Origin of the sequence: Sphingomonas endophytica (genome assembly GCF_001476895.1) — a bacterium.
GTDB lineage: Bacteria > Pseudomonadota > Alphaproteobacteria > Sphingomonadales > Sphingomonadaceae > Sphingomonas > Sphingomonas endophytica_A.
The window spans coordinates 39,427-52,687 of sequence record NZ_LDTB01000008.1; the positions used below are offsets into that span (position 1 = coordinate 39,427).

General features: G+C 68.6%; 18 protein-coding genes. 4 read left to right on the forward strand and 14 right to left on the reverse strand.

All coding sequences use genetic code 11. The annotated features are described in order from the left end of the window. Positions 1-16: 16 nt before the first annotated feature. On the forward strand, positions 17-2,191 hold the full coding sequence (locus NS334_RS03015; protein WP_058754495.1) for a transglycosylase domain-containing protein: 2,175 nt from the start codon (positions 17-19) through the stop codon (positions 2,189-2,191). Here NS334_RS03015 and NS334_RS03020 read toward each other — a convergent pair. The 3 genes from NS334_RS03020 to NS334_RS03030 are packed head-to-tail and all read right to left on the reverse strand — an operon-like array spanning position 2,161 to position 3,871. After that, positions 2,161-2,841 (reverse strand): M48 family metallopeptidase, encoded by a 681-nt coding sequence (locus tag NS334_RS03020; protein WP_058754496.1) that lies wholly within the window; start codon positions 2,839-2,841, stop codon positions 2,161-2,163. The two genes, NS334_RS03015 and NS334_RS03020, sit on opposite strands and share 31 nt — an antisense overlap. Then, a complete protein-coding gene (locus NS334_RS03025; protein WP_058754626.1) occupies positions 2,838-3,272 on the reverse strand; it encodes a YcgN family cysteine cluster protein in 435 nt (144 codons plus the stop codon). Before NS334_RS03025 ends, NS334_RS03020 begins: the two co-directional genes overlap by 4 nt. An 11-nt stretch (positions 3,273-3,283) precedes the next feature. After that, complete coding sequence (locus NS334_RS03030; protein WP_058754497.1) at positions 3,284-3,871, reverse strand: SCO family protein; 588 nt, start codon at positions 3,869-3,871, stop codon at positions 3,284-3,286. An 87-nt stretch (positions 3,872-3,958) separates the two neighbouring features. Between NS334_RS03030 and NS334_RS03035 the strand changes: the two genes are divergently transcribed. After that, positions 3,959-4,567 carry an ankyrin repeat domain-containing protein gene (locus NS334_RS03035; protein WP_058754498.1) on the forward strand — a complete coding sequence of 203 codons (609 nt, stop codon included), beginning with the start codon at positions 3,959-3,961 and terminating at the stop codon, positions 4,565-4,567. 42 nt (positions 4,568-4,609) lie between these two features. Here the strand turns inward: NS334_RS03035 and NS334_RS03040 are convergent, their stop codons facing one another. The 11 genes from NS334_RS03040 to NS334_RS03090 form a co-directional block, all read right to left on the reverse strand. Next, positions 4,610-5,101 (reverse strand): MmcB family DNA repair protein, encoded by a 492-nt coding sequence (locus tag NS334_RS03040; protein WP_058754499.1) that lies wholly within the window; start codon positions 5,099-5,101, stop codon positions 4,610-4,612. A 65-nt stretch (positions 5,102-5,166) separates the two neighbouring features. Beyond that, positions 5,167-5,799 (reverse strand): cell wall hydrolase, encoded by a 633-nt coding sequence (locus tag NS334_RS03045; RefSeq protein ID WP_058754500.1) that lies wholly within the window; start codon positions 5,797-5,799, stop codon positions 5,167-5,169. Positions 5,800-5,978: 179 nt separating this feature from the next. Further along, the gene (locus NS334_RS03050) at positions 5,979-6,308 is read right to left on the reverse strand and encodes a DUF1491 family protein (RefSeq protein WP_058754501.1); all 330 of its coding nucleotides are present in this window, start codon (positions 6,306-6,308) and stop codon (positions 5,979-5,981) included. Beyond that, positions 6,305-6,757, reverse strand: coding sequence for a PaaI family thioesterase (locus NS334_RS03055; RefSeq protein WP_058754502.1), 453 nt, complete (start codon positions 6,755-6,757; stop codon positions 6,305-6,307). The genes NS334_RS03050 and NS334_RS03055 overlap by 4 nt, the downstream gene beginning before the upstream one ends. Further along, entirely contained in the window at positions 6,747-7,217 is a 471-nt protein-coding gene (locus NS334_RS03060; protein ID WP_058754503.1) for a PTS sugar transporter subunit IIA, read from the reverse strand. Before NS334_RS03060 ends, NS334_RS03055 begins: the two co-directional genes overlap by 11 nt. Positions 7,218-7,226: 9 nt before the next feature. Continuing rightward, positions 7,227-7,817: a ribosome hibernation-promoting factor, HPF/YfiA family gene (gene hpf / locus NS334_RS03065; protein ID WP_058754504.1), complete on the reverse strand. Its 591-nt coding sequence runs from the start codon at positions 7,815-7,817 to the stop codon at positions 7,227-7,229. A 57-nt stretch (positions 7,818-7,874) separates the two neighbouring features. Beyond that, on the reverse strand, positions 7,875-8,564 hold the full coding sequence (gene dnaQ, locus NS334_RS03070) for a DNA polymerase III subunit epsilon (RefSeq protein ID WP_058754627.1): 690 nt from the start codon (positions 8,562-8,564) through the stop codon (positions 7,875-7,877). A gap of 10 nt (positions 8,565-8,574) precedes the next feature. Next, a complete protein-coding gene (coaE, locus tag NS334_RS03075) occupies positions 8,575-9,177 on the reverse strand; it encodes a dephospho-CoA kinase (RefSeq protein ID WP_058754505.1) in 603 nt (200 codons plus the stop codon). A gap of 14 nt (positions 9,178-9,191) precedes the next feature. Further along, positions 9,192-10,001 (reverse strand): shikimate dehydrogenase family protein, encoded by an 810-nt coding sequence (locus NS334_RS03080; RefSeq protein WP_058754506.1) that lies wholly within the window; start codon positions 9,999-10,001, stop codon positions 9,192-9,194. Further along, positions 9,998-10,585 (reverse strand): Maf family protein, encoded by a 588-nt coding sequence (locus NS334_RS03085; RefSeq protein ID WP_083500224.1) that lies wholly within the window; start codon positions 10,583-10,585, stop codon positions 9,998-10,000. Before NS334_RS03085 ends, NS334_RS03080 begins: the two co-directional genes overlap by 4 nt. Continuing rightward, a complete protein-coding gene (locus tag NS334_RS03090) occupies positions 10,585-11,415 on the reverse strand; it encodes a pyruvate, water dikinase regulatory protein (protein ID WP_058754507.1) in 831 nt (276 codons plus the stop codon). The genes NS334_RS03085 and NS334_RS03090 overlap by 1 nt, the downstream gene beginning before the upstream one ends. 311 nt (positions 11,416-11,726) lie before the next feature. On the opposite strand from NS334_RS03090, the gene hemE reads away from it, so the two are divergent. After that, positions 11,727-12,746, forward strand: a complete 1,020-nt coding sequence (gene hemE / locus NS334_RS03095; protein WP_058754508.1) for a uroporphyrinogen decarboxylase — start codon at positions 11,727-11,729, stop codon at positions 12,744-12,746. A gap of 2 nt (positions 12,747-12,748) precedes the next feature. Continuing rightward, a complete protein-coding gene (locus tag NS334_RS03100; protein WP_058754509.1) occupies positions 12,749-13,204 on the forward strand; it encodes a CopD family protein in 456 nt (151 codons plus the stop codon). The last annotated feature ends 57 nt before the right edge of the window (positions 13,205-13,261 follow it).

Here is a 13,261-nt window from a genome sequence, read left to right on the forward strand (position 1 = left end):
GGCAGGGCGCTGATCTATGGCCCGCGCCCGTTCCTCCCGCTCCGCCCGCCCCGCTGCCCGCTCGCCGTGGAAGCGCCGCCTTGCCCTCTCGCTCAAGATCGCGCTGGGCCTGGCCGTCGTCGCGGTCGGTGCGCTGGTCACCGCCGTCTATATCGCGCGGTCGCAACTCCCCAGCTTCGAATCGCTGAAGTCGTCGCCCAACGGACAGATGATCCGCGTCCATGCCGCCGACGGGTCGGTACTGGTATCGCTCGGGCCCAGCTATGGCGAATGGCTGTCCTATGATCGCATCCCGCGCGTCATGCGCGACGCGACGATCGCGGTCGAGGACCGGCGCTTCGACAGCCATCTCGGCGTCGATCCGCTCGGCATCCTGCGCTCCGCCTATGTCAATTACGAGCGCGGGCGGCGCGTACAAGGTGCCTCGACGATCACGCAGCAGCTGGCGCGCAATGTCTTTCTCAACAACCAGAAGAAGTTCGGCCGCAAGTTCCGCGAGGCGATCCTGGCGCTCGCGCTGGAGCGCAAGTTCAGCAAGGACGAGATCCTCGAACTGTACCTGAACAAGGTCTATTACGGCGGGGGCGCCTATGGCATCGACGCCGCGAGCCGGAAGTTCTTCGGCCACGGTGCGGATCATCTGACCCTGCCCGAGGCGGCGGTGATCGCCGGGCTGGTCAAGGCCCCGTCCAATTATTCGCCGACCGCCGACGCGCAGGCCGCCGTCGGGCGCGCAGGCGTGGTGATCCAGCAGATGGTGCGCAACGGATTCATCAGCGTCGCCGATGCGCGCGAGGCGAACAGCGTGGGCGTGAAGCTCGCCCCGCCCGTCCGCCAGAACAGCGTCCGTTACTTCACCGACTGGGCGCTGCCGCAACTCGACCTGCTGATCGACGAAACCGAAAAGCCGCTCGACGTATGGACGACGCTCGATCCGGCGATGCAGCGGGATGCCGATGCGGCGATACGCGCCAACGTGCCCAAGGGGGCACAGGGCGCGCTGGTCGCGATCGATCGCGACGGCGCGGTGCGCGCGATGGTCGGCGGGACCGATTACGTCACCTCGATCTACAATCGCGCCACCCAGGCGCAGCGACAGCCGGGGTCGGCGTTCAAGCTGTTCGTGTATCTGGCCGCGCTGGAGGCGGGGAAGACGCCCGAAAGTCGCGAGCTGGATGCGCCGGTGACGATCGACGGGTGGAGTCCGCGGAACGATTCCCGCCGCTTTTCGGGCGACGTGACGCTGCGCACCGCCTTCGCCTATTCGCTCAACACGGTCGCCGCGAAGCTGGGGCAGGCGGTCGGTTTCCAGACCGTCGCGGACATGGCGCGGCGCTTCGGGATCACCACGCCGGTCAACACGCATCCGTCGATGGTGCTGGGCACGTCGGACGTGCGACTGATCGACATGACGCGCGCGTTCGCCAGCGTCGGCAACAAGGGCGTGGCGGTGGCACCGTTCGGCATTACGCGCGTGACCGCGGAGGGCCAGGAAATCTATCGGCATGAGGTCGATCGGAACCAGGTGCTGGTTGCGCCGAATGTCGCCGCCGAGATGACCGACCTGCTTCAGACCACCGTCAACACCGGTACGGGCCGCGCGGCGCAGATCGGGCGACCGGTGGCGGGCAAGACCGGGACGACGACCAGCAGCAAGGACGGCTGGTTCCTGGGCTTTTCCTCCGGGCTGACGACGGGCGTGTGGATGGGCCGCGACGATGCGCGGCCGATCGCGGGATTGCATGGCGGGACCGCCCCGGCGCGCGCATTCCAGCAGTTCATGAGCAAGGCCGTCGCCAACCGTCCTATCGAGCAGTTCGAGACGGCGGTCACGCTGCCCGAGGCGCAACTGGAGCCGGATGCGGAAAGCTATTACGGCGCGCCCGACAATGCGACCTATGGCGACGAGCCGCTTGACGGCGGCGGCGTGCCCACCGACCAGCCGCCCACCGCCGTGTTCGGCCCCGAACAGCCGGTCGTCCAGCCCTTGCCGCCGCGCGCGCGCGAGGACGATCAACGCGGAAACAACGGCGGCGTGCCGCCACGTGACGAACGGCTCGATCAGGACTGGCTCGATCGGGTGACCGGACAGCCACGTCGCGATGCGGTCCGCACGCCGCCCGCGCGGACCGCTCCCCCGCGTGGCGTGGCACCGCCTGCTCAGCCGTCCGGCGAGCGCCCGAACCAGTGAAGCGACGCGCCATGGGCGCGTAACCAGGCCCGTTCCGCCGTCGGCTCACGACCATAGAGGCGCGCCACCAGCGCATGAAAGGCGGGCGAATGGTCCATATGGACCCGGTGTGCCACTTCATGCGCGGCGGTGGCGCGGCGGACCTCGGCCGGGGCGAGCACCAGCCGCCAGCTATAGCGGATCGCGCCGTGCGACGCGCAGCTGCCCCAGCGACCGCGCGGATCGCCGACCGCCACACCGTTGACGCTGACGCCGGCGCGATCGGCGTAGAAGGCGGTATCCATCTCCAGCAAGGCAAGCGCACGGCGGCGTAGCCACGCCTCGATGCGGCGCGGCACCATCTCGACCGGGCCGCCGACCAGCAGCCGGTCGCCATCGATCCTCGGCAGACGCGACCGCTCGGCGGACCAGTCGATCGTCAGCTCAACGCCGTCGACGGGCAGGATCGCCCCGGCCACGAAGGGACGCGCCACCGGCAGTCGCTGGCGTTGCGAGGCGATCCAGCCATCCTGCGCGCGCGCCCAGGCCAGCGCCTTCGTCGCGGACGCCCGCGCCGGGATCGTCAGCCGGGCGCGGCCCGTCACCGGATCGAACGACAGCCGCGTCCGGCGAGCGCGCGGATGACGCACGACCTGAATATCGTCGTTCACAAAATCCGGTCGACGATATGGTATTCCAGTTCGCCCGCGTCATCCTCGCTGATCGTCCAGCCGCGTACCGATTCCTTCGCCCGGTGCACCGCCTCGCGATCGCCGCAGACCAGATAATGCCACTCCGGCAAGGACTTGCCCGCCGCGCGCAAGCGATAGGCGCAGGTCGAGGGCAGCCAGTCGATCGCATGGACATTGCCCATCGTCAGCCGCACGCATTCGCTGACATAGGCGCGGCGGTGGCGATAGTTGGAGCATTGCCCGCTGCGCCGGTCGAGCAGCCGGCAGGCGACGTTGGTCGGGATCAGTTCGCCGGTATCCTCGTCCTCCAGCTTGTGGAGGCAGCATTTGCCGCAACCGTCGCACAATGCCTCCCACTGCGCGCGGTCCAGCCTGTCGAGCGGCGTGTCTTCCCAGAAGCGGCCGCTCAGCGCGCCGGCGGTCACTTTACCCACCTGCGCAGCTCTTTTTCGATCGCTTCGGGGGGGCCCTCGGGAAGCAGTGCCAGCGGCTTCCCGTCCGGGTCGAACAGATAGATCTGGCGACTGTGATCCATCAGATAGCCGTCCGCATTGCCGGCCCCGCGCGCGAAGTAGATGCCATATTCCTTCGCGACCCGGGCGATCGCGTCGGCGCTGCCGGTCAGGCCGACCAGGCGCGGATGGAAGGCGGCGACGAAGCGCTTGAGCACGGCGGGCGTGTCGCGCGCCGGGTCGATGGTGATGAAGACCGGGACGATCCGCTGCGCCAGCGCGGCATCGTCCTGCTCCAGCAGCCGCAGGCCGGCGGCGATGTTCTGGACGTCGGTGGGACAGACGTCGGGGCAGAAGGTGTAGCCGAAATAGACGATCCGGTAGCGGCCGGCGAGGTCGCGATCGGTGACGGTGCGGCCGTCCTGATCGGTCAGCGTGAAGGGGCCGCCGATCCGCGCGCCGGCCAGCGGCGGATCGGCCGACGGCTGTTGCGTGCACCCGGCAAGCGGCCCGACGACGAGCAGCGCGAGCGTGACAGCGAGACGACGCATGTTCATGGTGGCGGCAGATGTGATCGGTTATAGGGGCTTGTGCAACCCCGTGGCCGCTCGGCCACCGACCCGTCGCCAGCGAGAACCGAACCGATGCTTCGTCGCCCGATCCTGAACGCCCTGCTGCTCTCCACCATGGCGCTGTCCACCGCACCCCCCGCGGTCGCGCAGCAGCAATCGCAGCGCTACAAGTTTCTGGAGGCGGTCCGCAAAGGCGACGGCAACGCCGTGATCGCGATGCTCGACCAGCCGGGGCAGACGATCGTCAACACCCGCGACGTGACCACCGGCGAAGGCGCGGTGCATATCGTGGTGAAGCGCGGCGACGCGGCGTATCTGCGCTATCTGCTGGCCAAGGGCGCGGACCCGAACCTTCGCGACGGCAACGGCGACACGCCGATGATGCTGGCGGTGCAGGCCGGGCAGCCCGACTTGATCCAGATCCTCGCCACGTCGAAGGCGAATGCCAATCTGGGCAACAGCGGTGGCGAGACGCCGCTGATCCGCGCGGTGCAGCGCCGCGACCTGGAACTGGTCCGCGCGGTGCTGGCCGCCGGCGGCAACCCGGACCAGACCGACAATATCGCGGGCATGTCCGCGCGCGACTATGCCAAGCGCGACACGCGGTCGCCCGCGATCCTGAAGGTACTGGAAGAGAATCCCACCAAGCCGCAGCGCGCGGTCGCCGGGCCGAAGTTCTGATGATCCGGTCGCCCTCCCCGGCCCGATGAGGCCGGCGGAGGGTCAGAAACCCTGAGTCGCGTCCGGATCGTGCGCGGCGATCAGCCGCCGGGCGGCGCGACGCGCGAAGGCGAGGGTGCAGCGTTTGCGGGTCGGCGCGGAGAGCGGATCGGTCCGCGCCTCGCGCACGATCGCCGCGTCGTAACGGTCGGCGACGATAAGGCCGGTACGTTCCGGCAGGAACGCCGCACCCGCGATCGGCGCGGCATCGAACCCGGCCGGGACCGCCCAGTAGAAGCGGTCGCAATGCGCCAGATAATCCTGCCACTTGCCGTCGCCGAGCAGATCGGCGCGTGACACCTTGATCTCCACGATCACCAACTGCCCGCGCGGATCGATCGCCATCAGATCGGCACGACGGCCACCGTCCAGCGGCACTTCGGCAATGGCGGTCAGATCGTGACGGAGCAGCATCCGCGTGACGCCGCGCGCCACATCGGCGGCGCATAAGGCGGCGGTCGAGTCGTTCCGGCAGGTGTCGGGCGGAGTCAGCATCGCCCGTCAGATAGAACATCCCGCGAACGAAGGCCATGCCTTCGTTCGCATCTGTTCCGCGTCGATCAGCGATAGAAGACGTGGTTGCCGATCGAGGCGACGCGCACGCCATTGGCATGGCCGGCGCGGCGATGGTTGAAATACAGCGCGTTGGACGCGTTGCTTTCCCACGCATCCTTGATCGCGACCTTGGCCACCGCCATCGCGGTGCGCCAGTCGTCGTTGCTCGGCGCTTCCGGCATCCGGCCGCCGCGCACGAACGAGAACTGGCCCTTCTGGGTCACGACGTCGCAGGTGCTGCCGCCGAAGCGGCGCGACTTGGTGCGGTTGAGGATCACCTCGGCCACCGCGAGCTGACCGGCCAGCGGCTCGCCACGCGATTCGAAGTAGATCGCGCCGGCCAGGCAGCGCAGATCCTGGTCGTCGTCGGAGCGGATCGACTGGTCGGCAACGGCCGCGGCCAGCGTCGGATAGGCAATCTGTTCCTCGACCTGCTCGGGCGTGACGGCGGGCGTCTCGGCGACCGGAGCGGGAGGGGTGACGGTCGGAACCGTCGCGGGGAGAGCGAGTTGAATCGCGGTGGAGGCGGTGGGGACCACCGGTAGGTCAGCAGCCAGTCCGGGGGCGCTCTGCGCTACCAGAGCAAGGACCGAGAGAGTAAGCGTCGCAAAGGTAGCGAGGCGCGAGCTGAACGGCATTCCACATCATTACTGTGCGGTGGGTACGCGGAAACGATCGCTGAATCAGCGTCAGCTGACATTCGGATCGCCCGGGTTCCCCCCCGACTGCGTCACCGTTCGGGATCGCACCCCGCATCGGCACAACGCACGTTGTCGATGGGCAAGCGGCTAGCCGTCAAAAGTTAACGGGGTCAACGTTACAGGATCGTTTCAGCGACGAACCGTTCGGCGTGCGGGACGTCCAGTTCGATCACCCACAGATCCGGATCGCGGCGGCGACGATTCCGCCAATATTCCTCCAGCACGGCGGCCTCGCCAGAGGCCGGCCCGGCGGGGACCAGCGTGTCGGCATCGTCGAGTCCGCGCATCCGCTCGATCGCGCGCAGGCCACGTCCCTCGGCGATCAGGATCAGGATCGCACCGCCCTGCGGCTCTCCGCCGGCGCGCACAACCGCCAGCCCGCCCGAGTCGTTGACGCGGCGCAGCAACGCGCCGACCGCCAGATGCGTCGGCAACCGCGCGCTCATGCGGCGGCATAGCCGGGCAGCGAGGCGAGCGCGATCCGCGACCGCATGAACGTGCCGGTGCCGCGCGCGACCTCATCACCGTCGACCGTCACCAGCCGCGCCTCGGCGACGAACACGCGGCGCTGTCCGCTGATCCAGCGGCCTTCCGCCACCACCGGCCCCTCACCGAGCGGACGCGTGAGCAGCAGGCTGAATTGCGTGGTCAGCAGGAAGCGATCGGTGACCAGACTGTTGCAGGCGTAGAAAGCGGCGTCGTCCAGCATCTTGAAATAGCTGGTGCCGTGCGCCGCGCCCGCCGCGTGGAAATGCCGGCGATCGACGCTGAAATGAATCCGCGACTCGCCCGGGGCGGTGACCTCCAGCCGCGATTCGAAGAAGCGGTTGATCGGGGCCGCCGCATAGAGCGACTCGAGCGCGCGATAATGCGCCGCGGCGCCTTCAGGCGGCATCGCGCGTCTCATCGGCGGTCAGCAGCGCATAGACGGCGTCGCGCGACCCGGCGCCGCGCAGCTTGGCGATCAACGCCCGGTCGCGCAGCCGCCGCGCGATCCGGGCGAGCGCCTTCAGATGCTGCGCCCCGGCGTGCGGCGGCGAGAGCATCGCCACGACGACATCGACGGGCGCGTCGTCCACGGCGCCGTAATCGATCGGCTGGACCAGTCGGGCGACCGCGACCGCGATCCGCGTCAGCCCGGCGATGCGGGCATGCGGGATCGCGACGCCATTGCCGAAACCGGTCGAGCCGTCCTTCTCACGCGTCGCCAGCCCGTCCGCCACCATGCGGGCATCGACGCCCAGCACCGGGGCGACGAGCGCACCGAGCTGGGCGAAGAGCGCCTTCTTGGAGGCGGCGGGCATTCCGACGACGATAAGTTCGGGGACAAGCAGGTCGCTGAGATCGCTTGTCATCGCTTCGGGTCAGCCGCCACGCTGCGGCTCCACCCAGCCGATCGTCCCGTCGCCGCGACGATAGACCATGTTGTACGATCCGGTCCCCGCGTTCTTGAACAGCAGCGCCTGGGTATTGCGCAGATCGAGCATCATGACCGCGTCAGACACGCTGGCGTCCGGCACGTCGACGCGCGTTTCCGCGATGACCAGCGGCGCGTCACCGACGTCCTCCTCGCCGACCTGTTCCGCGAACAGCGTGTAGCCGGCGTTGTCATAGCCGTTGCGCTCCTGCGTCTCCTCGGCGGCGACATGCGCGGCGTGGCGATCCTTCAGCCGGCGGACGTAGCGGCGGAGCTGCTTCTCGATCTTGTCCGACGCGCCGTCGAACGACAGATGCGCGTCATGCGCGTCGTGCCGCCCCTTCAGGATCAGGCCGCGCGTGACGTGCGCGACGATATCGCAGGTGAATCCATTGTCGTGAGGGCCCTTGCCGAACGTCACCTCCGCGGAAATCGCGCGGGCGAAATATTTGTCGGCGATACCCTGGAGCCGGTCCTGCACATGGGCTTTCAGCGCATCGCCGATCGCCACCTGATGACCTGAAACCCGGATATCCATATATGCTCTCCATCCTGATACCGGACCGCCCCCTGCGACCCGGCAGCCTTGATCGCGTCAATCGGACGCGACGACCTCCCACAGGGGTTCTTTGACCCCTTTCAGAAACGCGGCATGGGCCGCCAGTTCCTCAACACTGGCGGAAAAGACACGAAGCGGGCGCGCGCGCACCGGAACGGCGGCGACCGGTTCGACGATGATCGGCGCCGCCTCGCTGACCAGGCCCAGCCCGATCTGGCGACCGCCCATCAGCTCGACATAGACCTGCGCCAGCAATTGCGCGTCGAGCAGCGCGCCGTGCAACACGCGGTGCGAGCGATCGATGCCGTAGCGGCTGCACAAGGCGTCGAGCGTGTGCTTCGCGCCGGGATGGCGGGTGCGCGCGATCGCGAGCGTATCGACCATCCGCGAATGGCAGACGGCAGTGTTGCCGCAGCGTTCCAGCTCCCCGTTCAGGAACGAGAAGTCGAAGCCGGCATTGTGCGCGATCAACGGCGCGTCGCCGATGAACTCCAGCAACGCCTGAACTCCGGCGGCGAACACCGGATGTTTCGACAGGAAGGCGGCGGACAGGCCGTGGACGCGCTCCGCCTCGGCCGGCATGTCGCGCTCCGGATGGAAATAGGCGTGGAAGGTGCGGCCGGTCTCGACCCGGTTGACCAGTTCGACGCAGCCGATCTCCACCATGCGATCGCCACCTGCGAAGCTGAGGCCGGTGGTTTCGGTGTCGAAGACGATCTCGCGCATGATCGCCATACTATCGGCGCTGTGCGGCGCGGGTGCAAGCGATGACGCGGGCGACGGCGGCACGCGTTTCGTCCAACGTCACGTCGGTGGGGATGACGTGATCGGCACGCGCGCGCTTCTCGGCGTCGGGAAGCTGGCGCGTGAGGATCGCGTCCAGCTTCGCGGGCGTCATGCCGGGGCGGGCGAGGGTGCGGGCGCGCTGCACCTCCGGCGCGGCGGAGACGACCACCACCCGGTCGACGTCGCGATCGCCGCCGGTCTCGAACAGCAAGGGGATGTCGAAGACGACCAGCGGCGCATCGGCGTGCGCGGTCAGGAAGGCGGCGCGCTCGGCGCGGACCGCCGGGTGGACGATCGCCTCCAGCGCGCGCATCGCGGCGTCGTCGCCCAGCACCGCCCGCCCCAGCCGGGCGCGATCGACGCCGCCATCATCGGTGGTCCCGGGAAAGCGCGCCTCGATCGCCCCGACCAGCGCCCCGGCCGGTCCCTGCAGGCGGTGGACGGTCGCATCGGCGTCGAAGACCGGCACGCCGGCGTCGGCGAACATCGCCGCCACGGTCGACTTGCCCATGCCGATCGAGCCGGTGAGCCCCACGATCAGCGGGCGCCCCATCACCGGCTGAGGCGTCATGCGAGCAGGCGCGCGCGCAGTTCCTCGTCATGCTCGCGCGGCGGGGGAGCACCGAAGAACAGCTCGAACGCGACCGCCGCCTGACCGACCAGCATCTCCAGCCCGTCGACCATCTCCAATTCGCGGGCGCGCGCGGCTCTCAGGAGCGGCGTCTCCAGCGGCGCGTAGACGATGTCGTACACGACCGCGTCGTCGGGAAGCGGCGACAGATCGAGGTCGAGCGGGTCGTGCCCGGTCATGCCCAGCACGCTGGTGTTGACCAGCAGCGCCGCCGCCGGGAGCTTCGCGGTCAGCGGCAGCGCATCGCCCTTGAGGCCGAATTGCGCTAGCAGGCCGGCGCCTTTCAGCGGGGTGCGATTCAGGATCGTCACCTTGCCCACCCCGCTGCGCGCCAGCGCGAACAGCACCGCCCGCGCCGCGCCGCCCGCCCCGACCACCACGACCGGGCGACCGTTCAGGTCGAGGTCGGCGATCGGCGACAGGAACCCCGCCGCATCGGTGTTGGTCGCGATCAGCGCCCCATCCTCGCCCCGGAAGACGGTGTTGGCGGCGCCGATCATGCCGCGCACGTCGCCGGGATCGGGCACCTGGTCCAGCACCGCCAGCTTGTGCGGCACGGTGACGTTGCACCCGCGCCACGCCGGATCATGCGCGCGGCGCACGAAGAAGTCGGCGAGGTCGTCGCCCTTCACGTGAGTCGCGCGATATTCCCCCGCCAGCCCGAGCTTTTCGAGCCAGAAGCCGTGGATCAGCGGCGACTTGGAATGCGCGATCGGATCGCCGATCACCTCGGCATGGGGGGTCATGCGGGCAGCACCTGTCGAATGCGCAGATAATCGAGCACCGGGAGCAGCGGCATCCCCAGCACGGTGAACTGGCTACCCTCGATCCGCGCGAACAGCTGCGCGCCCGGCCCCTCGATCCGGTAGCAGCCGACGCAGCCCGCGATCGCGGGCCATTCGGCGTCCAGATACGTCTCGATAAAGGCCGGTGAGAGCGGACGGACGAACATCTTCGCCTTGTCGACGATCCGCCACACCGCGCGGCCGTTCTCGGCGATCACCGCCGCGCTGACCAGATCGTGCCGCTTGCCCGCCATCCGCGTCAGATGGTCGCGCGCCTCCTCGCGGCTGGTCGGCTTGTCGAGGATCGTGCCGTCGTCGAGGACCGCCAGGCTGTCCGACCCCAGCACCAGATGGCCGGGGTGGCGCGCCGACACCTTCAGCGCCTTCAGCTCGGCCAGCGCGTCCGCGATGTCGCGCGGGTGGCGACCCGCCAGCGCGGCCTTCAGCGCCGCTTCGTCGGCAAAGGCGGGTTCGGCGGTGAACGGCACGCCGGCGGCGGAGAGCATGGCGGTGCGCGAGGCGCTTTGCGAGGCGAGAATCAGCATCAGTCGGTGTTCCGGGCGGCGGTGCCGCGACGTTCGTTGACCAGCGAGATGATCGCGGCGGCGGTTTCCTCGATCGAGCGGCGCGTGACGTCGATCACCGGCCAGCCATTGTCGGCGAACATCCGCCGCGCATAGGCGATCTCGCGCGCGACCGCATCCTGGTCGACGTAATTGGTCTCGGTCGCCTGATTGAGCGACAACAGGCGGTTGCGGCGGATCTGGATCAGCCGGTCGGTGCTGGTGGTCAGCCCGACGACCAGCGGATTCCTCAGCGTGAACAGCGACCGGGGCGGCGGGCTCTCGACCACGATCGGGATGTTGGCGGTCTTGTAGCCGCGATTGGCGAGATAGATCGAGGTCGGCGTCTTCGACGAGCGGCTGACCCCGGCAAGCAGGATGTCGGCCTCCTCCCATTCCTCGTGCGCGATGCCGTCGTCATGCGCGATCGTGAACTGGATCGCATCGACGCGCGCGAAATAGGCGGCGTCCAGCGCGTGCTGCCGCCCGGGGCGCGCCTTGGCCTGCTGGCCCAACAGAATCGAGAGTGCGTCGTTGACCGGATCGAGCGGCGCGACCGTTGGCAATCCGAGCGCCTTGCAGCGACTCTCCAGCGCGGCCCGCGTGACCGGATTCACTAGCGTGAAGATCACCAGCCCCGGATTCTGCGCGATTTCCTGAAGGATGCGGTCGAGATGCGTTTCGGTACGCACCATCGGCCAGAAATGGCGGACGGTCTCCACATCGTCATATTGCGCCAGCGCCGCCTTGGCGATGTTCTCCAGCGTCTCGCCCGTCGAGTCCGACAGCAGATGGAGGTGGAGGCGAAGCACGCGTGACTGGACCGATCTGTGGATAACCCGTGGATAGCCGCTAGCGTAACTTCACCGGCCCGCCAAGCGCGACCCCGATCGGTGGACAAACCGGATTCCATCCACAGCGCCGTCCCCAGCCCCGAACGTTATCCACAGCCTGTGAGTCATGGGGATCATTGCGACCGACTCCCGCACCGCGCGCCGGACCTGCCCGAGTCAAGCTGTTGGCAATTCCGGTGATGACGCATAAGTCCCCGCCACCAACGCGCCTACAGCATCAACAACCAGACTCTCTGAATCTTACCTAGAAGGTAGAAGGATCGCACGTGATGGTTAACAAACCCCTGCTGCGAGCCCTTCACGGCGAGCGCGCCGCGCGACCGCCGACGTGGCTGATGCGCCAGGCCGGACGGTACCTGCCCGAATATCGCGCGCTCCGGGCGGAAAAGGGCGGGTTCCTCGCGCTCGCCACCGATCCGGTCGCAGCCGCCGAGGTGACGCTGCAACCGATCCGTCGTTTCGGATTCGACGGCGCGATCCTGTTCTCCGACATCCTGATGGTGCCCTGGGCGCTGGGCCAGGAACTGACGTTCGGGGCGGGCGAGGGGCCGCGCCTCACCCCGGCGCTGGTCGATGCCGCGCTGGAATCGTTGACGCCGGATCCGGGACGGCTCGATCCGGTCTATGCGACGGTACGCCGGGTGGCCGAGTCACTGCCGGCGGAGACGACCTTCCTGGGGTTCGCCGGTTCGCCGTGGACGGTCGCGACCTATATGGTGGCGGGGCAGGGGAGCCGCGACCAGGAGGTGACGCGCCGCGTCGCCTATGCCGATCCGGCCGCGTTCGGGCGGATCGTAGAGGCGGTGGTGGCGATGACGATCGACTATCTGGTCGCGCAGATCGAGAACGGCGTCGAGGCGGTGCAGATCTTCGACAGCTGGGCGGGAAGCCTGTCGCCCGACCAGTTCGAACGCTGGGTGATCGCGCCCAATCGCGCGATCGTCGACGGCGTGCGCGCGCGCTGCCCCGGCACGCCGATCATCGGCTTTCCGAAGGGCGCGGGCGGCAAGCTGGCGGCCTATGCGCACGGAACGGCGGTGGATGCGATCGGGCTGGACGAGACGGTCGATCCGCTCTGGGCCGATTCCGTCCTGCCGCCCGAGCTGCCGGTGCAGGGGAATCTCGATCCGCTGGCGCTGCTGACGGGCGGTGCGGCGCTGGACGCGGGGATCGACCGCGTGCTGGCGGCGTTCCCCGAACGGCCGCATGTCTTCAACCTCGGCCACGGGATCGGGCAACATACCCCGATCGCGCATGTCGAGCATCTGCTGCAACGGATAAGGGGCTGAATATGGTCGGGTTCCTGGGCGCGACCTATGATTGGGTGAAGGCCGCGCACGTCATCTTCGTGATCTTCTGGATGGCGGGGCTGTTCATGCTGCCGCGCTATCTGGTCTATCATCAGGAGGGGATGGCCGACCCCGCCGAAGCGGCGCGGTGGATCGAGCGAGAGAACAAGCTGCGCGGCATCATCCTGACCCCGGCGATGATCGTCGTGTGGGTATTGGGTCTCGCGCTGGCGCTGAATGCCGGGATCGCGGACGGGGTGCCCGGGCTGGGCTGGCTGCATGCCAAGCTGGCGATCGTGTTCCTGCTGAGCGGCTATCACGGCTGGGCGGTCGGTTATGCCAAGAAGCTGGCGAAGGGGCGCATGTCGGTATCGAACCGCGCGCTGCGGCTGCTGAACGAGGTGCCGGGGCTGGCGACGGCGCTGATCGTGATCCTGGTGATCGTGAAGCCGTTCTGATCCGGCGCACTGTCATTTCCGCGGCGGCGGAAATCGAGAACCTCCGACGTGTCGCCC

Bases quoted from the DNA above. Each gene is read 5' to 3' on its own strand.
- NS334_RS03015 (WP_058754495.1), top strand. From the start codon at position 17: ATGGCCCGCGCCCGTTCCTCCCGCTCCGCCCGCCCCGCTGCCCGCTCG.
- NS334_RS03030 (WP_058754497.1), bottom strand. From the start codon at position 3,871: ATGAACATGCGTCGTCTCGCTGTCACGCTCGCGCTGCTCGTCGTCGGG.
- NS334_RS03035 (WP_058754498.1), top strand. From the start codon at position 3,959: ATGCTTCGTCGCCCGATCCTGAACGCCCTGCTGCTCTCCACCATGGCG.
- NS334_RS03040 (WP_058754499.1), bottom strand. From the start codon at position 5,101: ATGCTGACTCCGCCCGACACCTGCCGGAACGACTCGACCGCCGCCTTA.
- NS334_RS03045 (WP_058754500.1), bottom strand. From the start codon at position 5,799: ATGCCGTTCAGCTCGCGCCTCGCTACCTTTGCGACGCTTACTCTCTCG.
- NS334_RS03050 (WP_058754501.1), bottom strand. From the start codon at position 6,308: ATGAGCGCGCGGTTGCCGACGCATCTGGCGGTCGGCGCGTTGCTGCGC.
- NS334_RS03055 (WP_058754502.1), bottom strand. From the start codon at position 6,757: ATGCCGCCTGAAGGCGCCGCGGCGCATTATCGCGCGCTCGAGTCGCTC.
- NS334_RS03060 (WP_058754503.1), bottom strand. From the start codon at position 7,217: ATGACAAGCGATCTCAGCGACCTGCTTGTCCCCGAACTTATCGTCGTC.
- hpf (WP_058754504.1), bottom strand. From the start codon at position 7,817: ATGGATATCCGGGTTTCAGGTCATCAGGTGGCGATCGGCGATGCGCTG.
- dnaQ (WP_058754627.1), bottom strand. From the start codon at position 8,564: ATGCGCGAGATCGTCTTCGACACCGAAACCACCGGCCTCAGCTTCGCA.
- coaE (WP_058754505.1), bottom strand. From the start codon at position 9,177: ATGGGGCGCCCGCTGATCGTGGGGCTCACCGGCTCGATCGGCATGGGC.
- NS334_RS03080 (WP_058754506.1), bottom strand. From the start codon at position 10,001: ATGACCCCCCATGCCGAGGTGATCGGCGATCCGATCGCGCATTCCAAG.
- NS334_RS03085 (WP_083500224.1), bottom strand. From the start codon at position 10,585: ATGCTGATTCTCGCCTCGCAAAGCGCCTCGCGCACCGCCATGCTCTCC.
- hemE (WP_058754508.1), top strand. From the start codon at position 11,727: ATGGTTAACAAACCCCTGCTGCGAGCCCTTCACGGCGAGCGCGCCGCG.
- NS334_RS03100 (WP_058754509.1), top strand. From the start codon at position 12,749: ATGGTCGGGTTCCTGGGCGCGACCTATGATTGGGTGAAGGCCGCGCAC.